The following is a 22,247-nucleotide window of genomic DNA, read 5'->3' on the forward strand; positions in this document are numbered from 1 at the left end:
CTCACAAAAGAGTACGGTGGCGATAGCAAGAAGGATACACCCGTTCCCATGCCGAACACGGAAGTTAAGCTTCTTAACGCCGAGAGTAGTTGGTGGGAGACTGCCTGCGAGGGTAGGCAGCTGCCGTGCTCTTTTTTAATATTCCGGCTTAGCTCAGTTGGTAGAGCGCTTGACTGTTAATCAAGATGTCGTCAGTTCGAGTCTGACAGCCGGAGCTAGCGGGTTATATTTAAACCTAATGGAGTGTTGTCCGAGTGGCTTAAGGAGCATGATTGGAAATCATGTATACGGGCTTAATCCTGTATCGAGGGTTCAAATCCCTCACACTCCGTAGGACTAGCTCAGTATGTTAGCCTGTTTTAGTTGGAGGATTAGCTCAGCTGGGAGAGCATCTGCCTTACAAGCAGGAGGTCACAGGTTCGAGCCCTGTATCCTCCATTCCGGTCCATTGGAGCAGTGGTTTATCTCGCCTCCCTGTCACGGAGGAGATCATCGGTTCAAATCCGATATGGACCGCTAATAATAAACGAAGTACTTTTTAAAGTACTTCGTTTTTATTTTTATAAAAAACTTGCTATTTTAATTAAAGTTTGAGAAAATAATATACGTAGGGAATAAAACATACAGAGTTTAAAACATAATGGAGGACAGATATAATATCTGCTACCATTAAGAAAAGTATATAGATTAGATTAAACAACTGGAGTCATTAGGTAATGCTACACCTAATGGCTTTTAATTTTATTTTTTATAAAAAAAGCTTGCAATTTTTCAAACATCAGGTATACTAATAAATGTGCTTGAGATATGAAGTATAAATTGAATATGACCCGTTGGTCAAGTGGTTAAGACACGGCCCTTTCACGGCCGTAACATGGGTTCAAATCCCGTACGGGTCACTCATGGAGGATTAGCTCAGCTGGGAGAGCATCTGCCTTACAAGCAGGAGGTCACAGGTTCGAGCCCTGTATCCTCCATCGTTCGGAGACTACCGGATATTAAATCGGTGGTCTTTTTTTATGCTTTAGAACGAGGAAAAATTATTATTATCGGTTCAAGTCCTGATAGGATTCATAATTTGTGAAGATGCCTTGTAACCGAATAGCTATTGTCTATATAGGGGGACTAATATGGAAAAACGTTTATTTACATCAGAATCAGTTTCTGAAGGACATCCTGATAAAGTTGCTGATCAAATTTCAGATGCTATTTTGGATGCATTATTAGAAAAAGATCCAAATGCTCACGTTGCCTGCGAAACAATTGTAACTACAGGTATGGTTTATGTATTTGGAGAAATATCTACGAATGCTTATGTGGATATTCAAAAAGTAGTTAGAAAAACTGTTCTTAAGATTGGTTATGACAAACCAGAACTTGGTTTTGATGGAAATAATTGTGCAGTGTTAGTAGATATTGACGAACAGTCAGCAGATATTGCTGGTGGTGTTGATAATTCACTTGAAGTTCGTGAAAATAAGTCAAATTCTGATGAACTTGATCAAATTGGTGCAGGTGACCAAGGTTTAATGTTTGGTTTTGCGGTTAAAGAAACTCCAGAACTAATGCCTCTTCCAATTTCTTTAGCACATAAGCTTATGAAGAGAGTTGCTATACTTAGAAAAGATAAAACTCTAGAATGGCTTCGTCCAGATGCTAAGGCACAAGTTACTGTCGAATATAATGAAGACAATATGCCAATGAGAGTTGACACTGTAGTTATTTCAACTCAAACTGATGATGAAGTATCTAATGAAGAAATTCGTCGAGCAATGATTGATCTCGTTATTAAGGAAGTAATACCTGAAAAATACTTAGATGAAAAAACTAAGTTTTTAATTAATCCATCTGGGCGTTTTGTTATTGGAGGACCTAAGGGTGATTCAGGTCTTACCGGACGTAAAATTATTGTTGATACTTATGGTGGCTATGCACGTCATGGTGGTGGTGCATTTTCAGGAAAAGATGCTACTAAAGTTGACCGTAGTGCAAGTTATGCTGCAAGATATGTTGCTAAGAACATTGTGGCTGCTGGCTTAGCTTACCGTTGTGAAGTTCAACTTGCTTATGCAATTGGGGTAGCTCATCCAGTTTCTATTATGATTGATACCGCAGGAACAGGTAAAGTTAGCGATGAAGTGCTTACTGAAGCAGTTCGTAACATTTTTGATTTAAGACCTGCTGGTATAATTGAAATGTTAGACTTGCGCCGTCCAATTTACGAACAAACTGCTGCATATGGTCATTTTGGTAGAACTGATGTAGATTTACCATGGGAGCGAACTGATAAAACTCAAGATTTACTTGATTTTGTAGAAGAGCATAAATAATTTTAAGGGGTAAACTATGAAAAAAACAAACGTGAAAATAGTCACGCTTGCGATTTTTATGACGACTTTTATGACCGCGATTGAAGGAACGATTGTTTCAACTGCTATGCCAACAATAGTTTCAGATTTAAATGGACTTGAAATAATGAATTGGGTTGTTTCAATATTCCTGTTAATGACAGCGGTGTCGACTCCTTTATATGGAAAACTGGCGGATAGCTTTGGGCGAAAGCCAGTTTTTTTGTTTGGAATTGCAATATTCGTTATAGGATCCTCGTTATGTGGCTTAGCTCACAATATGGTTGAATTAATTATATTTAGAGTAATTCAGGGTTTAGGTTCAGGCGCCGTTCAGCCTGTAGCAATTACAATTATTGCTGATTTATACACTTTAAAAAAACGTGCTAAAATGTTGGGGCTTAATTCAGGATTTTGGGGTGTAGCTTCAGTTATTGCACCTCTTTTAGGAGGCTTTATTGTCCAGCACTTATCATGGCATTGGGTCTTTTATATTAATGTACCAATTGGAATTGTAGCGTTTTTATTAGTTTTATTATTCTTTAAAGAGAAAAAAACAAGTTCTACATCTAAGTTAGATTTGAAAGGAACAATTTGGCTTGTTATTTTACTTTTAAGTTTAATGTTTTTCTTGCAAGAATTAGGTTCTGGAATCAGTTGGGTTATAATGGCAGTTTTGGCTGCAATAATTTTAATAAGTGTAGTTGCTTTCTTTAAAGTTGAAAAACGAGCACAAGATCCAATTATGCCGCTTTCAATGTTAAAAGATAGAGAATTCTTAGCAATTAACTTAATTACGCTACTTATTTCGGGTGTTGTAATTGGTTTTGAATTTTATATTCCAACTTGGATGCAAGGGATTAATGGAACTAATGCATCTTTAGCAGGGTTTGCAGTAACTCCAAGTTCACTAATGTGGATTGTTGGATCTTTTCTAATTGGTGGAATGTTAGGAAGATGGGGCATTAAAAAGACTTATGATATTATGTTAGCCTTGTTAGTGGTTACTGATTTAGCTTTGATAGTGGTTCCTATTTATACGCCATTTTGGGTATTTTGCATCATAGCTGCTTTTAATGGAATCGCTTTTGGTGCAATTACTACAGCTTCTCAAGTTCGTTCTCAAGTTATTGTAGGTAAAGAAGATATTGGAGTGGCAACTTCTTTTAATACGTTAATGAAGTATTTGGGACAAACAATGATGGTTTCTATTTATGGAATTACTTTTAATACAATTATTGCTCATCAATTATCACTTCATCCAGGACTAACCCAAAATATGATGAATAAGATTGTATCTGCGGAAAAAGCTAAAGAGTTAGCGCCAAATTTGGTACCGCAATTAAGACAAGTTTTATTTGCTGGATTAATTGGTGTATATGTGGTTTCATTAATTGTTATCATTATTTCAATAATTTTGAATAGAACTTATAAAGATTATCAAAAAGTATAAAAATAAGCTTCGTGAATGCTCACGAAGCTTATTTTTATGAACGAGTTTTTCGTTTAAAATTATGGTTTGCCATTTCAGGTTCAATATAAAAATGGTAAAGAAAAGAATAACCAAGTAATACAAATGTAATTCCTTCAATCCATCCTCCAAAAACATCTGAAGGATAATGGACATGTACAAAAATTCTGGTATATCCTATTAGAATTGGAAACAATGCCCAAATTATAATTAATAGAGTTTTCCAAAATTTATTTTTAACTAGTAAAATAGTTAAAAAAATTAAAATTCCAAATAAAGCAGCACTTCCGACTGAATGCCCTGATGGAAAACTATATCCATCTGCATATACTAAATGATGAACTGTAGGTCTTTGACGCTCAATTGCATGTTTAATTATCCAATTATAACCATTTGCTGCAATCATTACACCTGCGGTAAACCACGCATAAGCGAACTGCTTAAATAAAAGTAAAATCACAACTAGAATAACTGTTTCAACTACAATCGTGCTAGTATTACCAAGGTTAGTAAAAGTCTTAGCAAAGGCAACATTGGCAGGATTATTATTGCAAACAACAGAAATAATAGTTTTATCAAATTGATGAATAAGTTCAGAACCTGTAGAAACTAAAATTGCCCAAATAACGTAAATTGTTAAAAAAACAATTCCCCATGGCAGAGTATCTCTTGGCGGACGTTTTGTATTAATCAAATTTTTCCTCTCCTAACAATTAACACTTGTTTTTTTTAGCATATGTGGTAAATTATAATCATTATCCATTAGAAAATAAAGGTTAGGAAGTAGTAGCAGGTAATTTTTTTCAGAGAGAGACTGGTAGCTGTGAAGTCTTACTAAGAACTTGTGAACTTGTCCTAAGATAAGCCTATCGTATGCTAGCCGCGTTAAGGAGCAATTGAGTGTCGCGCTTAAGCGCGAAACTTAGGTGGTACCGCGAAAAATTCGTCCTATGATTATTTATCATAGGACTTTTTTATTTAAGGAGAATTTATGTATAATCACAAAGTTGTTGAAAAGAAATGGCAAAAATATTGGGAAGATCATGATACTTTTAAGACAGGAACAGATCCTAAAAAGAAGAATTATTACGCTTTAGATATGTTCCCATTTCCTTCTGCTAAGGGCCTTCACGTAGGTCACCCAGAAGGTTATACTGCAACTGATATTATGTCTCGTATGAAGCGAGCACAAGGCTATAATGTTCTTCATCCAATGGGCTGGGATGCATTTGGTCTTCCCACTGAACAATATGCATTAAAGACTGGTGAAGATCCTGCTAAAGTTACCGATGAAAATATTGCTAATTTTAAGCGTCAATTAAACAAGCTAGGTTTTTCATATGATTGGGACCGTGAAGTTAGAACTTCAGACCCTAACTTTTATAAATGGACTCAATGGGTCTTTGAACAAATGTATAAAAAGGGCCTAGCATATGAAGCAGAAGTTCCAGTTAACTGGTCACCTGATCTTGGTACTGTTGTAGCCAATGAAGAAATTGTTGATGGTAAAACTGAACGTGGTGGCTATCCAGTATATCGTAGAAACATGCGTCAATGGATGCTTAAGATGACAGCATATGCTGATAGATTGCTAGAAGATTTAGATGATTTAGATTGGCCAGAACCAGTTAAAGAAATGCAAAGAAACTGGATTGGTCGTTCAGTTGGGGCACAAGTTACTTTCAAGGTTAAAGATAGTGACAAAACTTTTGATATCTTTACTACTCGTCCAGATACTTTATACGGTTGTTCATATACTGTGCTTGCTCCAGAAAGTAAATTAGTTCAAGAAATCACTACTCCTGAACAAAAGGCTGCTGTAGAAGAATATATTAAGAAGATCGAATCCAAGTCAGACCTTGAAAGAACCGACTTAAATAAGGATAAAACAGGTGTATTTACAGGAGCTTATGCAATTAATCCAGTAAATGGTGAAGAAGTTCCTATTTGGATTTCTGACTATGTTTTAGCAAGTTATGGTACAGGTGCAGTTATGGCTGCTCCAGCCGGTGACCAACGTGATTATGAATTTGCTAAAAAATATAATTTACCTATTAAGCCTTTTATCGAAGGAGCTGATCTTTCTAAAGAAGCCTTTGGCGGAGATGGTAAACATATCAATTCTGGCTTTTTAGATGGTTTAAATATTGAAGAAGCTAAAAAGAAGATGGTTGACTGGCTTGAAGAACACCATGTAGGTAAAGAAAAGGTTAACTACAAACTTCGTGATTGGGACTTTAGTCGTCAACGTTACTGGGGTGAACCAATTCCTGTAATTCACTGGGAAGATGGAGAAACTACATTAGTTCCAGAAGATGAACTTCCACTTCGTTTGCCACATGCTACTGATATTAAGCCATCTGGTACTCCAGAAAGTCCACTTGCTAATTTAACTGACTGGGTAAATGTAGTTGATGAAAATGGTCGAAAAGGTAAGCGTGAAACTAACACTATGCCAAACTGGGCTGGTTCTTCATGGTACTACTTACGTTATATTGACCCACATAATGATAAGGAACTTGCTGATTATGATTTATTAAAGCAATGGCTTCCAGTTGATCTTTACATCGGTGGAGCAGAACACGCTGTTCGTCACCTTCTTTATGCAAGATTCTGGCATAAGGTACTTTATGATTTAGGTGTTGTTCCAACTAAGGAACCATTCCAAAAACTTTACAATCAAGGTCTTATTTTGAAAGATCATGAAAAAATGTCTAAATCAAAAGGTAATGTTGTAAACCCAGATGAAGTAATTGATGAATATGGTGCTGACTCTTTGAGAATGTATGAAATGTTCATGGGTCCACTTGATGCTTCAATTGATTGGGATGACAATGGTCCAGCATCTACTAAAAAATTCTTAGACCGTGTTTGGAGAATGATGGTAAATGATTTAGACCTTAAAGCAATTCCTAATGAAAAGATTGTTGACGAAAATAATGGCGAACTGGATAAAGTCTATAATGAAACCGTTAAAAAAGTTACTGAAGACTTTGAAAACATGCACTTTAACACAGCTATTAGTCAAATGATGGTCTTTGTAAATGCAGCCCAAAAAGCTAAGACTATTCCACGTGAATATGCGGAAGGTTTTGTAAAGCTTTTAGCACCAGTTGCTCCTCACATGATGGAAGAAATTTGGTCAGTATTTGGTCATGATGAATCAATTACTTATGCTAAATGGCCAGAATTTGATCCTGCAAAATTAGTTGAATCAACAGTTGAAATCATGGTTCAAGTTAATGGTAAGTTACGTGGTAAGTTTGAAATTGCTAAAGATACTGATAAAGATGAAGTTCAAAAACAAGCTTTAGCAATTCCACATGTCCAAAAATTCTTAGAAGGCAAAGATGTTAAAAAAGTTATTGTGATTCCTAATAAGATTGTTAACATTGTTGCTAAATAAGTTTAATTTTTCCTAAAAAGAGAGAAAAAGATATTGTATCTTTCTTTCAAAAATTTCAAAATAAATTAGTTAGTACTTTGAATTAGGGAAATTAAATGGAAGAAGAAAATGAATTAAATGCAAAAAATTCGCAAGATACCTTTCTAAAAGGATCTGCGTGGATGACAATTGGTTCGATTACTTCTAGAATTCTTGGGGCACTTTATATTATTCCTTGGTATGCCTGGATGGGAAACTATGGGAATATTGCAAATGCTTTAACTGCAAAGAGTTATAATATTTACAGTATTTTTATTTTAATTTCTACCGCAGGGATTCCAGGAGCAATTGCGAAGCAAGTGGCGAAGTATAATGCTTTAAATGAGTATGGAATTGGTCGACAGCTATTTCGTAAAGGATTGATATTGATGACAATCTTAGGAATAGTTTCGGCAGCAATAATGTATTTTGCGGCACCGCTTCTTGCAACTAATGATGTAATGGGTGCTTTGATGCACGGTGCTAAAAGTGACCCGCGACAAGTTGCAGTTATGCGAAGTTTGTCGTATGCAATCTTGATTATACCGATATTAAGTATTATGAGAGGGTATTTTCAAGGATATGCTGATATGATGCCATCAGCCTTATCTCAGTTCATAGAGCAATTAGCGCGTGTTATTTGGATGCTTTTGACGGCGTTTGTCATTATGCAAGTGCAGCGTGGTTCATATGTCCATGCTGTTGTTCAGTCAAACTTAGCAGCAGCTATCGGTGCTTTATTTGGAATAGGAGTTTTAGCATGGTTTTTATTTACTAGAAAAAACCAATTAGATAATTTGGTAGAGAACTCTAATAATAAAATTCAGGTTTCTACTAGTTCATTATTTGCTGAAATTATTGAACAAGCTATTCCTTTTATCATTATTGATGCCGGAATCCAATTATTCTATTTAGTCGATCAATATACCTTCCACCCAATGATTGCAGGGATGGTAAATGCTAGTTCAGACATGATTGAAAGTTGGTATGCTTTATTTGCTTTGAATGGCAATAAGCTAATTATGATTATTGTCTCATTAGCAAGTGCCATGGCGGTTACTGCGATTCCTTTGTTATCAGCTGCTCATACACAAGGTAATTATCGCAGTATTGCGAAGCAAATCAGTAATATTTTAGATTTATTCTTGTTTATTATGATTCCCGCTTCATTTGGAATGGCAGCCATTGCAACACCAATTTATACCGTGTTTTATAGTTATGATCCATTAGGAAGTAGTGTTTTATATTTATCATCATTTACTGCAATAAGTTTAGGCTTATTTACTGTTTTAATGGCGATTTTGCAAGGATTGTCAGAAAATGGTCTAGCTATTAAATATTTGGTTTTAGGATTGATTATCAAAATTCTTTTCCAATATCCTATGATTAGTTTATTTAAAGTCTATGGACCATTAATTTCGACAAATCTAGGAATGATAGCAATTATTTTCTTAGCTTTGAAACATTTAGAGGTAAGTTATAATTTTAATTTATCTAGAACTGGTAGAAGATTTGTAGGAATTACTACTTTTTCTATTGGAATGTTCTTAGTAGTTGCTGGAGTTCAGAAACTATTGACAGTTTTCTTAAGCCCAGCTCGTCGTATGCCAGCATTAACAATTGTGGTAATTGCAGTTATGGCAGGAGTAATCTTTTATGCTTATATAACTTTAAAAACACAATTGGCCCAAAAGATTCTAGGAAATAAAGTTGAGCGAATTTTAAATAAATTGCACATAAGAATATAAGAAAAAAGCCCGAGATAACTCGGGTTTTTTTAGTTAAATTAATATGGGTTAACGATTGATAATGTGATAACACCGGCAAGTTCTACTAATAAGAAGCTACCGCCGATAATTGTTGAGACCATCATTGTGGCTCATCTCCTTAAGTAAATATACGATTCGGTTTTCTTTACACATTTAATATATCATGAATAAGCACACTATGGAAGCGTTTGCAATTATAAATCAAGAAAATATTATTGGGAGCTTTTTTGTTGGTGTGGATTATGTTTTAATTAAATATATAAAAAGAAAGCGAATAAACTTATGGGATATTTATTAACGGCTGCATTATTTATTGTAATCGGCAGCTTTTGTCTTGTATTTGGCCTTGACAAAACAAGACCAGCTAAAACACGCAAGCATCTCCTTTACGCAGCTTTAATTTGCGTTTTTATTGTATGGGGATTAGCTACAGCAATTATGATGAATCCATTGAGGTAAAATATGTCAAAAATCAAAGTTATGACTGTATTTGGTACTCGTCCTGAAGCTATCAAGATGGCACCATTAGTTTTAAAATTAAAAAAAGATGATCGATTTGAAGAAGTGACAGTCGTGTCAGCACAACATCGTGAGATGTTAGATCAAGTTTTAGAAATCTTTAAAATAAAGCCAGATTATGATTTTAATATTATGCATAAAAATCAAACTTTAGAAGAAATTACTTCAAAAGTAATGATTGATTTGGCAAAAGTTATCAAAGAAGAAAAACCTGATATCGTTCTTGTGCATGGGGATACTACTACTAGTTTTGCGGCTGGGCTTGCCACTTTTTATGAACAAACAACTTTGGGACATGTGGAAGCAGGACTTCGTACTTGGAATAAATATTCACCATTTCCAGAAGAGATGAATCGCCAAATGACAGACGATTTAGCTGACTTATATTTTGCTCCGACTGAACTGAGTAAGGCAAATTTAATTAAAGAAAATCATAATGCAGCTAATATTTTTGTAACAGGTAATACTGCAATAGATGCTCTAAAAGAAACAGTTCAAAAAGATTATCATCATGATGTGCTTGATGACATTATGCCATCTAGTCGTGTGATCTTAGTTACTATGCATAGAAGAGAAAATCAAGGTGAACCTATGCGTAGGGTTTTCAAAGTAATGAAACAAGTTGTAGATACTCATAATGATGTTGAAATTATTTATCCAGTTCATTTATCTCCGCGCGTTCAAGAAGTAGCCAAGGACGTATTAGGAGGAGACTCGAGGATTCATTTAATTGATCCTTTAGATGTTGTAGATTTTCATAATTTAGCTAAACGTTCTTATTTTATTATGACGGATTCAGGAGGAGTTCAAGAAGAAGCACCTAGCCTTGGTAAACCAGTACTAGTGCTACGTGATACAACAGAGCGTCCAGAAGGTGTAAAAGCAGGCACCTTGAAACTTGTTGGAACTCAAGAAAAAGTAGTGCGAGAGGCAATGATAGAGCTCTTAGAAGACAAAAAAGCCTATAACAAAATGTCTAATGCTAAAAATCCATATGGGGATGGTCATGCAAGTGACAGAATTATGGATGCGATTAGTTATTATTTTAAAATGGGTAAGCGTCCGGCAAACTTTGAATAATGGGATATAAAAAAGCAGACAAATTACTTGTCTGCTTTTTGTTTATGAGCTTGAAGGCGCATTTTTGCACGTTCAATCATTGTATGCTCTTGTTTTTGAAATACGGAACGAGTTGTTAAGTAGTTAAAAATTCCTACTAAAACTTGGTCAATTATTTTTACTAATAGGGCATTTAAGTGAAGCCATGAAAGTCCAACTAACATAATTAATGTATCTGGAATTAAACTAATGATGCGATAAGTAAAAAATACAATCAACTTATGCCACTCTGAGTGGTCATGGTCAACGTTATTAGTAAAAACTGCTTTTTGGTTGAAGAAAAATGAAGCTAAGTTAGAAATTATAAAGGCTGCAGTATTAGAAATAACCATCGCACTGTGCCACCATTGGTGTAAAATCATGAAAGCAACTGTATTAATTAAAGCCGCTAAGAAACCAAAAAACATATAGGCCCAGAGATTACGATGACGCTTAACTAATTTTTGTCCTAGTTTTCGGATATTAGCTTCATCAGAAACAACCACGTCTTGATTTTTTTTAGCCATTTAACTTATCAGCCATTTCCTTTGCGGCAGTGTCAATTTTATCAATTGCTTCATCATCTGGGGCATTTTCAATAGTTACTGGAGCAGTAATTTCGCTGGCACCAAGTTCTTTAAAAGCTTTTTCAAAGTCAAAAACATTTTCACAGAAGTGTTCACCATAGGTCTTGTCTCCAGAACCCATTACAGCAAAATACTTCCCAGTAAGATCTATAGTTTTTAGTTGGTCATAAAAATCAGCAATTTCATCTGTCATTTTGCCTTCGCCATAAGTGTAAGTAATGAAAATACACAAGTCACTATCCAAGTAATCACTTGCATCAGAAAAAGTTACATCACTTGAGTCGACCTCAAAGCCATAATCTAATAAATCTTCTTCTAAAATATCTGCCATATCTTCATCATTACCAGTCATGCTAGCGTAAACAATTTTTGCTTTCATTAAATCTCTTCAACCTTTCTTTAATGAGTACAATTTAATATTATACATTATTTTCTTATTTTATCGTATTACTTTAGCAAAGTTAACAAAAACGTTATAATTAAAGTATCTATAATTTTTTATAAAAGGAGAAAATATTTTGATTACAATTAAATCAGTTCGTGAACTTAAAGGAATGCAAAAATCAGGTCGATTACTTGCATCAATGTTTGAAGGCTTGCGTGATGTTATTAAACCAGGAATTTCTACTTGGGAAATTGAAGAATTCTGCCAAGACTTTGTTTCAAGTCGTGGAGGACGTCTTTCAGAGCAAGGCTTTGAAGGATATAAATATGGTACTTGTATTTCAGTAAATGATGAAATTGCTCATCAAACCCCAAGAAAAGATCGTATTCTTAAAGAAGGCGATATTGTTAAAGTAGATGTAACTTGCAATCTTGATGGTTATGAAACTGACTCATGTACTACTTATCCAGTAGGAAAAATTTCTAAAGCTGATGAAGATTTGATTGAAACTACTAAAAAAGCAATGTATTTAGGAATCGATCAAGCAGTACTTGGTAATCGTATTGGGGATATTGGTGCAGCTATTCAGCATTTTGTTGAAGTTGAACATCCATATGGAGATGTTCGTGAACTTGTAGGTCATGGAATCCAGCCAACAATCCATGAAGATCCAGAAGTTCCTCACTGGGGTAAAGCAGGTCATGGTCTTCGTCTTCGTGAAGGGATGACTATTACTTGTGAACCAATGGTTGAAGCTGGAGGAGATTGGCATATTGATCAACGATCAGTTGATGATCCTAATGATGATTGGATTTACTACGCAACTCCAGATGGCTCAAATGCTGCTCAATTTGAACATACTTTTGCAATTACTGCAGATGGTCCTAAAATTTTGACTTTGCAAAAACCATACGATGGTCTTGAAAAGTACATCCCTCACTTTGATGAAATGGATGACTAATGGGTGAATTATTATAAAAAAAGAAGGTATTTTACACCATCTGAAAGAATTCTATCCAGTACTTTCAGCTAAAATCTCTAAAGGTGAAATTACTGTCAGTTCCATTGTAATTGCTTATTATATTTTGTTTTCAATATTTCCAATTATCATTATTGTGGGAAATATTTTACCCTTATTTTCTATCGATATTAATCCCATTGCAGATTATATAAGGATGGTTTTTCCAGATCGAGTGGCTGAATTTATTATGCCAATAGTTAAGTCTTTGCTGAAAAGTAATTCTACAGGATATATTTCCTTTGGTATTATATTCGCTATTTGGTCATTTTCATCCTTAGTTAATGCGATTCGGATTGGAATGAATAGAATTTATGGAGTACATAAAACAGAACTTAAACAAAATTTTTTGATGGCAATTTGGACTCGCGGTTTTAGTGTTTTTTTAACTACATTAATGATCGTTATTTTTACAGCTGCTGCCTTGATTTTTATTTGGGGACAGTACATCTTAGAAAATTTGAAACCTTATCTTGCTTTTTCTGTACAAGAAATTCAAAAAATTTTGAGTTATCGGTATCCAGTAGTGATGATTATTATGATTTTAGCAGTTTGGTATTTAAATTTTGCTTTGCCAAATATCCGCTTGAAAAAACGAGTGATTTGGCCTGGAGTTTTAACAACTGTGGCTGGTTGGAGCATCTTATCTTACTTGTTTGGTTTTTACTTGAATAATTTTAAAATTAGCTGGGAAAATTATGGTATAGTTGGAACTTTTATTATTTTTATGCTATATCTTAACCTTAGTTCATTATTATTGTTATTTGGAACTTGTATAAATGCTACGATTATTCAATTGCGGGTTGGTCAAGTGCCTTATTCACCGGGAAGATTGGCAGAATTTATTTATTACCGTAGACACAATAAAAGGTAGCTGAAATATAAACATTTTGGTAAGATAAATCAGAGGGTAGAATTTATGTAGAAAGTGTGTGTTATTATGAAGGTCAGAAAAGCAGTTATTCCAGCAGCTGGTTTAGGTACTAGATTTTTACCAGCAACTAAGGCTATGCCTAAAGAAATGTTGCCAATCGTTGATAAACCAACTATTCAATTTATTGTTGAAGAAGCTAAAAAATCAGGAATTGAAGATATTTTAATTGTTACTGGTAAAAATAAGCGTTCAATTGAAGATCATTTTGATGCAAATCCTGAACTTGAACAAGATTTGGAAGAAAAAGGTAAAACTAACTTACTGCATTTAACTCAAGCAATTACTAACTTGGGAATTAACTTATACTTTACACGTCAACCACATCCAGCAGGTCTTGGAGATGCAATCTTGCGTGCAAGAAGTTTTGTTGGAGACGAACCATTTGCAGTTATGCTTGGCGATGATTTAATGGATGATAAGACTCCATTAACTAAGCAATTAATTGATCGCTACGATAAAACTCATGCCTCAACAATTGCAGTTATGAAAGTTCCTCATGAAGAAGTTTCTAAATATGGTGTAATTGCTCCGAGTGATGAAATTGAACCTGGATTGATTAATGTTGATTCATTTGTAGAAAAACCTGAAGTAGATAAAGCTCCAAGTGACTATGCAATTATTGGACGCTATCTTTTAACACCAGAAATTTTTGAAATTTTAGCAAATCAAAAACCAGGTCGTGGTGGAGAAATTCAATTAACTGATGCTATTGATACCATGAATAAGACACAGCGTGTCTTTGCCCACGTATTTAATGGTGAACGTCATGACGTAGGTAACAAAGAAGGATATCTTGAAACTTCTATTGAATATGGTTTGACTCACCCAGAAACAAAAGATGAACTTCGTGAATACATCATTAAGTTGGGTAATGAACTTCAAGCTGATTCTAAGAAAAATAATAAAAAATAATATTAAAACTAAAACTCGTAAAAGTGGCCTAAATATTAGGCCGCTTTTTATATTTTTTAAGATTTTCTATTATAGCATGTTATAGCGTTGCAACTTTTATTTAAACTTAATAAAATTAGCTTGTTATAAGTTAATACAAAAGGGTTTGAATAAATAAATGAAAGATATTTATATTGTTGCCGCAAAACGTTTACCATTTGGTAAATATCGTGGTTTTTATCAAGATAAAACTGCTGTAGAATTAGGAACTATGGCATTAGTTGAAACACTTAAGCAAACTGAAATTCCGAAAGACCAAATTGAAGCTGTTTTTATGGGGAATGTTATTTCTGCAGGGCTTGGTGAAAATATGGCTCGCCAAGTTGCATTGAATAGTGGTTTACCAGAAACGACTGTAGCAACTACTGTTAATGATGTCTGTGGTTCTAGCTTGAAGGCTTTGAGACTTGCTCAAGGACAGATGGTGATGGGGGATTTAGGTTTAGTTGCTGTAGGTGGGAGTGAAAGTATGACTAATGCCCCATTTGTGGTTGAAAAAAAGTATAAAGATGAAGCAGGGAGTCATTTACAAAATACTCTTTTAAAAGATGCTTTAATTGATGCTTTTTCTGGTAAACATATGGGACTAACTGCTGAAAAAGTAGCTGAAAAATATCATGTTTCTAGAAAAGAAATGGATGATTTTAGTTTGAATTCCCATCAAAAAGCAGCTCGCGCTATTAAAGAAGAAGCTTTTAAGAAAGAAATTTTACCAGTTGAAATTAACGGTGAAAAATTAAGTCATGATCAAACTGTCCGCCCAGATACAAATTCTGAAGCTTTGGCAAACTTAAAACCGGTCTTTAAAGAAGATGGGGACGTAACTGCTGGTAATGCATCGCCATTAACTGATGGAGCTAGTATAATAATTTTAGCTACTGCTGAAAAAGTCAAAGAATTGAATTTAATTCCAATAGCTAAATTAGGAGAATTTGCGGAAGCTGGTTTTGATCCAAGTTTGATGGGTTATACTCCATATTACGCAGTTAAGAAATTACTCAATAAAACTCAATCAAGTATTGAAGATTATGATGTAATTGAAATTAATGAAGCGTTTGCTGCACAAGCAGTTGCTTTAAAACGTGATTTAAATATTCCAGATGAAAAGCTGAATATATTAGGAGGAGCTATTTCTTTAGGACATCCTTTAGGAGCAACAGGTACAAGACTAATTGCAACAGCATTAAGTGCGCTTGATAAAGTAAATGGCAAAAAAGCTTTAGTCACTCTTTGTATTGGTGGTGGCCAAGCAATTGCTTATGAAATTAAGAAGTGATATAAAAGATGAAATTTTACCAATTATCTCCTAAACAACGGAGATCTATTTTAGAGCAAGAAGGAATTGAATTAGCTGAAATTGATTCCGATATTTTAAATAAACTTGATCAACTAAGTGAAAATGTCGTTTCCGGCATGTATTTACCAGTTGGTGTAGTTCAAAACTTGATTGTTAATAATAAAAGATATTTAGTGCCAATGGTAACAGAAGAGCCATCCGTCGTAGCTGCTGCTAATCATGCAGCTAAAATTTTTGCCCAAAATGATGGTGCTGTTTCAATAAGTCAGCGTGAAGGAATTTATGGTCAAATTGTAATGAAAATCACGCCTGACTTTAATTTAGAAGAACTAAAAAAACAAATTCCAAGTTTGAAAAAGGATGTAAATATCGAGTTTTCTTCTTTAATTAAACATGGTGGCGGCCTTCAATCAATTGAAATGGTAAAAAAAGATGCCAAACAATTTAGTGAAAATGGTGAATTGCTATTTGTAAAGGTACTAGTTGACCCAGCTGCTGCAATGGGAGCAAATAAAGTTAATTCTATTTTAGAATTTTTAAAAGATAAACTATTAACTTTTTCGGGTATTCAAGAGAAGCTTTTCGCTATTTTGTCTAATTATCCAAGTCAACTAACAACTGCAAAAGTTGAACTTGATCCTAAAACTGTTGGTGGCTTAGAAGTTGCTAAACGAATGTGTTTATTATCTGCAATAGCAGAAGAGGATGTTTATCGAGCAGTTACCAATAATAAAGGAATTATGAATGGGGTAGACAGTGTTTTAATTGCGACTGGACAAGATTTTCGTGCAATTGAGGCAGCTGTCGGAGTCTTTGCAAGTCGCTCAGGAAAGTATCGTAGTTTGAGTGAGTGGAAAATGAAAAATGGTAAGCTTGTAGGTGAATTGACTCTTCCAATGGCTATAGGAGTTGTAGGTGGTTCAATTAAGGCAAGAAATGATGTTCAACAAGCTTTTAATATCTTGGGTCAAGATATTACTGTAGCAGAACTAGCCAATATTATCACTACGATTGGGTTGGCTAATAATTTATCTGCAATTTTAGCAATTTCAACAGTTGGTATTCAAGCCGGTCATATGCGGCTTCAAGCTAGAAATTTAGTGGCTGATTTAGATGCAAATCAAAAAGAAAAGAATAAAATAGTTCAAGAATTGGTAAAAAATAAGAATTACACTAAAGATTTTGCACTACAAATTTTAAATGAATTGAGAGGAAATAATTAATGCAAGTAGGAATAGATAAGATTGGCTTTTTTACTCCTAATAAGTATGTTGATATGGTTGATTTAGCGAATGCTAGAGGAGAAGACCCTAACAAGTTTTTGATAGGAATTGGTCAAAAAGAAATGGCGGTTGCCGATGCAACCCAAGATGCAGTTTCGATGGGAATTAATGCAACTATGCAATATCTTGATAAAATTGAAAAGGATAAAGTAGGGTTGTTAGTATTTGGTACTGAAAGTGGAGTTGATCAATCTAAATCTGCATCACTTTTTGTAAAGTCTGCTCTTAAATTAAAGCCAGAAGTCAGAGCTTTTGAAGTTAAAGAAGCTTGTTTTGGTTTAACTGCAGCCTTGATGATTGCTAGAGATTTTGTGCGTGTGCATCCAGATCAAACAGCAATTGTGATTGGTAGTGATATTGCTCGCTATGGAGTAAATACTCCAGGAGAAGTAACTCAGGGAGCCGGTGCGATTAGTTTGCTCGTTAAAAAAGATCCTGCAATTCTCTCATTGAATGACGGACATAGCGCATATAGCGAAGATATTAATGATTTTTGGCGTCCAAACAACTCTAAAGTGGCAATGGTAGATGGCAAGTATTCTACGCAAGTGTATTTAGACTTTTTTACTAATACTTTTGAGGGATATAAAAAACAAAAGAATTGGAATACACGTGATTTTAATGCTATTCTTTATCATTTGCCTTTCACAAAGCAGGGGCTTAAAGCAAATAGATTAGCTATAGCTGATCAAGACGAAGCAACTGTTAAAAGACTTGAGGATAGTTTTGAAGCTTCTAAGCAATTAAGTATGCGTGTTGGTAATATTTATACTGCATCTCTTTATATGAGCTTACTTAGCTTGCTTGAAAATAAACAATTAGAACCAAATTCCTTAGTAGGGATGTTTTCTTATGGTTCTGGTGCTATGGCCGAATTCTTCTCTGGAAATATTGCTGATGGTTATGAAAAGGAAGTTAATGTAAATAAAACTAATGAAATGTTAGATGGGCGCACTCAACTTTCAGTTGATGAATATGAAAAAATATTCAATGATGCTTTGATTGATCCAATTGATGGTCAAGAGCTCACAAGTGATGAAAAGTCTGGAGTATGGTATTTTGCCGGTACACAAAATCATATTCGACAATATCGTCAAAAATAATTAAGTATCTTTCTTAAAAGGTGGTTGCTTTGGCAACTGCCTTTTTTCACATTATAATAATTCGAGAGTTCTTTAATGAAATTTGAATTCCGTATACTGATAGTAAAGAAGAATCTTTTATCAAAAGAGGAATACCGCGTTTGCGTAAGTTTTTTACTATTTTTATTAATTGCTTAATCGTTAAAGCCTCATTTCCAGCTAAGAGCAGACAATTATTAGAAGTTATTTGAATTTTACCTAGTGGTAAAATATTTTCTTTGATTTTTAAATAAATAAAATAATCAGGATTTAGATTCTTAATTAATTGTAGAAAATTAGTTAAAGTCATTCTATTTTCCTCTTTTATCTATATGAATTCGAGTATTATACTTATTTATATTTGATTTTGAATAGAATAGAGAAGGAATAATGAAACATAGAAAATTCTGGTTATGGATAGTGTCAATTATAGCAGTAATTAGTGTAATTTGTGTGGGGGCAGGTTTTTACTTTTTTAATGTAGCCTGTGTTCCTTCACACAAGAGTTTTATCAGTGCAAACTCTGATGTAGTTAAGAAAACCGACCCTTTATATAAGCAGAAAAAATGGTACTATGCAGAAAAAAAGCAAAAGTGGTACATGATGTCTGCAGATGGAAAATATAAATTGGATGCTAATTATATCCCGAATAATAAATCAAACAAAACAGTAGTTCTATTGCATGGGTATATGAATAATAAAAATACAATGGCACCATATGCATTTCTTTATCATAAGTTAGGCTACAATGTCTTATTACCTGATGCACGTGCTCATGGAGAGAGTCAGGGAAAATATATTGGTTATGGCTGGATTGAAAAGAGCGATGTAGCTAAATGGATAAAAAAAGTCATAAAAAATAATGGAATAAATAGTAAAATTGTAGTTTCTGGTGTAAGTATGGGTGCAGCTACAACAATGATGACAAGTGGTGAAAAGTTACCTAATCAGGTGAAAGCCTTTGTCGAGGATTGTGGTTACACTAGTGTTAAAGATGAAATTGAGCATGAAGCCCAAGACTTATATAGTATGCCAGCTGTGCCTCGTTTTCCTTTGGTTGAAATATTAAGTGGAATTAATCGTGTAAAAGTTGGTTATTTCATGGCTGATGGTTCAAGCGTTAAGCAGTTAAAGAAGAATAAACGTCCAATGCTATTTATTCATGGAAATAAAGATACTTTTGTGCCTACAAATATGGTTTATGAAAATTATCAAGCTTCTAAAGGTCCTAAAGAGCTTTGGGTTGTTCCAGGAGCTAAACATGCTAAGAGCTATGCAACTCACCCACGTCAATATGAAAAGCATGTATCAAGCTTTTTACATAAATATGTTTAAATTTTATACATAATTCTTGTAAACGGTTTCAATTTTGGTATAATAAAAGTGTGGAAGAGGTAAGTACTAGTTGAAATAACAATATAAGTAAGTTTTTATCTCCAAAAAATGAATTGTATTATTTTTTAAAAGGTTCTCTAATGAATAGAGGTGTCAGCCTATTAAGAATACTCTTGTAAAGAGGCTGTCCGCAAAGATCCAATTTATTTAAATTACGCAAAAAGCGTAAAACCCGAACAAGTGAATGTTGATGTTGGTTGCGAAGAGCCTTAGCTTGATTGTAAATATCAACATATATCATCGTAACTATCAATTGATAAATTACCTCGTCCGCTAGATCAAAAAACAGCTGCCTTAACTTGGCAGCTGTTTTTATTATTTTCTCAAAGTTAATTTCACGATACACTCACAACGTGGAGTTTGTGGAAGCATATCAATATTTTCAATTAAGCGAACATCGTAAGTTTCAGTTAATAAAACTAAATCTTGAGCTAAAGTTGATGGATTACATGAAATATATACAAAAGTCTTAGGTTTTACGCGTAAAATTGTTTTTATTAAACTTTTAGCAAGACCTGTTCGTGGCGGATCTACAATTAAAGCATCAACTGGAAGGCCGCCTTTTTGAAGTTCAGGTAAAATCTTTTCTACGCTGCCTTGGAAATATTCAGCGTTTTTAATATGATTTAATTCTACATTGTGTTGTGCATCTTCAACCGCTTCAGGAATTGTTTCAATACCAACTACTTGTTTTACTAAATCAGCAGCTAAAATACCTAAGGTTCCTACACCACTATAAGCATCAATTAAAGTTTGCTCTGGAGTTAAATCTAAAAATTTTAAAGCTTCAGAATAAAGATTTACTGTTTGTACGGGATTCAATTGGAAAAAGGCACGAGGAGATAGAGCGAATTTTTTACCTAAAATTTCTTCAGTAATTTGATTTTTACCCAAAAGTTTTTCAGTTTTATTTCCCCAAACTTGTGGATTTTTCCAATCAGTTTCATTTTGGTAAACACTAACTACATTAGGCAATTTCATAATTTCTTTTGCTAATGGAATAAGATTTTTAATTTTATGACCAATTGTAATCAAAGTTACTTGAATTTCGCCACTAGCTTCTGATTGACGAACTGCAATAGTTTTAATTCCACCTAAATGTTTATAAACATTTACAACTGGCACGTGAAGTTTATCAATTAAATGTTTAATTTCACGTTCAGTTTTTTGCGTATCTTTATTTTGGGTAGGCATTACTGGAAGATCGATTAAGCGATGAGAATTAGGCGCAAAAAGTCCCAACTTGGTTTTTCCATGATCTTTTTCGATTTGATATTGTGCTTTATTGCGGTAATGCCATGGATTAGGAGCAGGGATAGTGTTTTTGACTTTATATTTATTATAACCACGTGGATGGTATTTTTTCAGTGCTTCTAAAACATTATCTTTTTTAAATTCAAGTTGTTTATCATAAGCAAGGTGTGCTAATTCTAAACCACCAATTTCAGAATTTACCTTTTCAGGGAAGTCCACACGATCAGGACTTTTTTCTTTAATTCGTACTAACTCGCCTTGAATATAGTGAGGATAATCCTTGATGATTTTTGCAACTACTACTTCACCAGGAAGAGCGCCTGGAATAAAGATAATCTTCTTTTTATAGTAGCCGATTCCTTCACCATTGATACCAAGACGCTTAATTGTGATAATAACGTCTTTTTCTTTTGCTTGAGCAAATTTCTTTTTGTTAAAATTTTTCTTCATTTTTATTCTTTCTACTAAAAACTAACAATTTTTGCTAATTAATTGTACAACGGAAGAAAAGTTCTTAGCAAGCAAAAGAAAAATTTGTTAGCATTAAGGAAAAAGTGTAGAAAGGACTAAATATGGCAATTATTACAAAAATAAGTGCACAAAAACGACCAGGACGCTACAATATTTTTTTGGATAATCAATATGCATTTTCATTAAGTGAAAAAACTGTTGCGAACTTTGTTCTTTTAAAAGGAAAAGAATTAAGTAATGGTGAAATTGAGAAAATTAAAAAATTTGACACTGATGCCAAAGCAAGTGAATTAGCTGCGAAATTTCTCAGTTATGAACCACGTACAGTTTACGAAGTTTTGCAATATTTGAAAAAATATGAAGTTTCAGATGATTCGGCTTTGTTAGCGGTCCAAGAATTGTCAAAATTGGGATATTTAGATGATCAAGAATATGCTAAGCTTTTTATTAGAAATGATTTACAAGTTGGAGTTGATGGACCTAATAATTTGAACCGAAAATTAACCCAAAAAGGTCTTGATCCTGAGTTAATTCAAAATGCTTTAGAAGAAACAAACGAAGAGGAATTTATTGAAGTAGGTAATCGCTTAGTTAAATCGCTAATAAAAAAAGCTGGAAAATTATCAGAGCGAGAAATTAAAAATAAGATGAAAATTAAGCTTATTAATCATGGCTTTTCATCTGGATTAGCTAATGAAGTGGTGGCAAGTTTTGACTTATCTTTAAGTGAAGATGAGCAGATAGAAGCCTTAAAAAAGCAGGGAATTAAAGCATATAAAAAATTTAGAAACTTTGATGAACGAGAAAAATACTTTAAAATAAAGAAGTATTTATTTACCCATGGTTTTTCATCTGAAGAAATTGAAGCTTTTTTAAATGGTGAAATCACTGATTTAGATGAACTATCAGAATATTAGAAGGA

18 protein-coding genes, 6 tRNA genes, 1 rRNA gene, 1 riboswitch and 1 other annotated feature are annotated in these 22,247 nt (G+C 33.9%); of the genes, 20 read left to right on the plus strand and 5 right to left on the minus strand.

The features are described 5' to 3' along the window. The first annotated feature begins 12 nt into the window (after window positions 1–12). The 9 genes from rrf to FOD82_RS02520 all read left to right on the plus strand — a co-directional run bounded on the left by rrf (window position 13) and on the right by FOD82_RS02520 (window position 3,801). Window positions 13–129, plus strand: a 5S ribosomal RNA gene (gene rrf / locus FOD82_RS02480). 13 nt (window positions 130–142) lie between these two features. Beyond that, window positions 143–215, plus strand: a tRNA-Asn gene (locus tag FOD82_RS02485). A gap of 25 nt (window positions 216–240) precedes the next feature. Next, a tRNA-Ser gene (locus FOD82_RS02490) sits at window positions 241–331 on the plus strand. A 34-nt stretch (window positions 332–365) separates the two neighbouring features. After that, window positions 366–438, plus strand: a tRNA-Val gene (locus FOD82_RS02495). Between the two features lie 4 nt (window positions 439–442). Further along, a tRNA-Asp gene (locus FOD82_RS02500) sits at window positions 443–516 on the plus strand. Between the two features lie 311 nt (window positions 517–827). Beyond that, window positions 828–899, plus strand: a tRNA-Glu gene (locus FOD82_RS02505). 5 nt (window positions 900–904) lie between these two features. After that, window positions 905–977: transfer RNA gene (locus FOD82_RS02510), tRNA-Val, on the plus strand. A gap of 70 nt (window positions 978–1,047) precedes the next feature. Continuing rightward, window positions 1,048–1,133, plus strand: a riboswitch (SMK box riboswitch). Continuing rightward, window positions 1,131–2,330 carry a methionine adenosyltransferase gene (gene metK / locus FOD82_RS02515; RefSeq protein ID WP_144354919.1) on the plus strand — a complete coding sequence of 400 codons (1,200 nt, stop codon included), beginning with the start codon at window positions 1,131–1,133 and terminating at the stop codon, window positions 2,328–2,330. It overlaps the preceding riboswitch by 3 nt. A 16-nt stretch (window positions 2,331–2,346) precedes the next feature. Continuing rightward, entirely contained in the window at window positions 2,347–3,801 is a 1,455-nt protein-coding gene (locus tag FOD82_RS02520; RefSeq protein ID WP_144354920.1) for an MDR family MFS transporter, read from the plus strand. A gap of 34 nt (window positions 3,802–3,835) precedes the next feature. On the opposite strand, the gene FOD82_RS02525 is transcribed toward FOD82_RS02520, so the two are convergent. Then, window positions 3,836–4,513, minus strand: coding sequence for a phosphatase PAP2 family protein (locus tag FOD82_RS02525; protein WP_144354921.1), 678 nt, complete (start codon window positions 4,511–4,513; stop codon window positions 3,836–3,838). A gap of 70 nt (window positions 4,514–4,583) precedes the next feature. Continuing rightward, window positions 4,584–4,773, plus strand: a binding site (T-box leader). A gap of 37 nt (window positions 4,774–4,810) precedes the next feature. Here FOD82_RS02525 and leuS point away from each other — a divergent pair. The 3 genes from leuS (at window position 4,811) to wecB (ending at window position 10,611) form a co-directional block, all read left to right on the plus strand. After that, window positions 4,811–7,225, plus strand: coding sequence for a leucine--tRNA ligase (gene leuS, locus FOD82_RS02530; protein ID WP_144354922.1), 2,415 nt, complete (start codon window positions 4,811–4,813; stop codon window positions 7,223–7,225). 95 nt (window positions 7,226–7,320) lie between these two features. Further along, complete coding sequence (locus FOD82_RS02535; protein ID WP_144354923.1) at window positions 7,321–8,991, plus strand: polysaccharide biosynthesis protein; 1,671 nt, start codon at window positions 7,321–7,323, stop codon at window positions 8,989–8,991. A gap of 483 nt (window positions 8,992–9,474) precedes the next feature. Then, entirely contained in the window at window positions 9,475–10,611 is a 1,137-nt protein-coding gene (gene wecB / locus FOD82_RS02540; protein WP_144354924.1) for a UDP-N-acetylglucosamine 2-epimerase (non-hydrolyzing), read from the plus strand. A 23-nt stretch (window positions 10,612–10,634) separates the two neighbouring features. On the opposite strand, the gene FOD82_RS02545 is transcribed toward wecB, so the two are convergent. Then, entirely contained in the window at window positions 10,635–11,156 is a 522-nt protein-coding gene (locus tag FOD82_RS02545) for a GtrA family protein (RefSeq protein WP_144354925.1), read from the minus strand. Beyond that, the gene (locus tag FOD82_RS02550; protein ID WP_144354926.1) at window positions 11,149–11,595 is read right to left on the minus strand and encodes a flavodoxin; all 447 of its coding nucleotides are present in this window, start codon (window positions 11,593–11,595) and stop codon (window positions 11,149–11,151) included. The genes FOD82_RS02545 and FOD82_RS02550 overlap by 8 nt, the downstream gene beginning before the upstream one ends. Window positions 11,596–11,734: 139 nt before the next feature. Between FOD82_RS02550 and map the strand changes: the two genes are divergently transcribed. From map to FOD82_RS02580, 6 genes are all read left to right on the plus strand, one after another. After that, complete coding sequence (gene map / locus FOD82_RS02555; RefSeq protein WP_144354927.1) at window positions 11,735–12,562, plus strand: type I methionyl aminopeptidase; 828 nt, start codon at window positions 11,735–11,737, stop codon at window positions 12,560–12,562. 13 nt (window positions 12,563–12,575) lie between these two features. Beyond that, the gene (locus tag FOD82_RS02560) at window positions 12,576–13,493 is read left to right on the plus strand and encodes a YihY/virulence factor BrkB family protein (protein WP_144354928.1); all 918 of its coding nucleotides are present in this window, start codon (window positions 12,576–12,578) and stop codon (window positions 13,491–13,493) included. A gap of 66 nt (window positions 13,494–13,559) precedes the next feature. Further along, window positions 13,560–14,465, plus strand: coding sequence for a UTP--glucose-1-phosphate uridylyltransferase GalU (gene galU / locus FOD82_RS02565; RefSeq protein ID WP_144354929.1), 906 nt, complete (start codon window positions 13,560–13,562; stop codon window positions 14,463–14,465). A gap of 157 nt (window positions 14,466–14,622) precedes the next feature. Next, window positions 14,623–15,780: a thiolase family protein gene (locus tag FOD82_RS02570; RefSeq protein ID WP_144354930.1), complete on the plus strand. Its 1,158-nt coding sequence runs from the start codon at window positions 14,623–14,625 to the stop codon at window positions 15,778–15,780. Window positions 15,781–15,788: 8 nt separating this feature from the next. Beyond that, a complete protein-coding gene (locus FOD82_RS02575) occupies window positions 15,789–17,024 on the plus strand; it encodes a hydroxymethylglutaryl-CoA reductase, degradative (RefSeq protein WP_144354931.1) in 1,236 nt (411 codons plus the stop codon). Beyond that, window positions 17,024–18,187 (plus strand): hydroxymethylglutaryl-CoA synthase, encoded by a 1,164-nt coding sequence (locus FOD82_RS02580; RefSeq protein WP_144354932.1) that lies wholly within the window; start codon window positions 17,024–17,026, stop codon window positions 18,185–18,187. Before FOD82_RS02575 ends, FOD82_RS02580 begins: the two co-directional genes overlap by 1 nt. A 46-nt stretch (window positions 18,188–18,233) precedes the next feature. Here FOD82_RS02580 and FOD82_RS02585 read toward each other — a convergent pair whose 3' ends face one another. Continuing rightward, window positions 18,234–18,515, minus strand: coding sequence for a hypothetical protein (locus tag FOD82_RS02585; protein ID WP_144354933.1), 282 nt, complete (start codon window positions 18,513–18,515; stop codon window positions 18,234–18,236). 80 nt (window positions 18,516–18,595) lie between these two features. Here FOD82_RS02585 and FOD82_RS02590 point away from each other — a divergent pair, with 80 nt between their 5' ends. Continuing rightward, window positions 18,596–19,540 carry an alpha/beta hydrolase gene (locus FOD82_RS02590; RefSeq protein ID WP_144354934.1) on the plus strand — a complete coding sequence of 315 codons (945 nt, stop codon included), beginning with the start codon at window positions 18,596–18,598 and terminating at the stop codon, window positions 19,538–19,540. A gap of 375 nt (window positions 19,541–19,915) precedes the next feature. Here the strand turns inward: FOD82_RS02590 and rlmD are convergent, their stop codons facing one another. Then, window positions 19,916–21,304: a 23S rRNA (uracil(1939)-C(5))-methyltransferase RlmD gene (gene rlmD, locus FOD82_RS02595; RefSeq protein ID WP_144354935.1), complete on the minus strand. Its 1,389-nt coding sequence runs from the start codon at window positions 21,302–21,304 to the stop codon at window positions 19,916–19,918. Between the two features lie 122 nt (window positions 21,305–21,426). Here rlmD and recX point away from each other — a divergent pair, with 122 nt between their 5' ends. Next, on the plus strand, window positions 21,427–22,242 hold the full coding sequence (gene recX / locus FOD82_RS02600; protein ID WP_144354936.1) for a recombination regulator RecX: 816 nt from the start codon (window positions 21,427–21,429) through the stop codon (window positions 22,240–22,242). Window positions 22,243–22,247 lie beyond the last annotated feature (5 nt).

This window comes from Lactobacillus sp. LL6 (assembly GCF_007570935.1).
In the GTDB taxonomy this organism is placed as follows: domain Bacteria; phylum Bacillota; class Bacilli; order Lactobacillales; family Lactobacillaceae; genus Lactobacillus.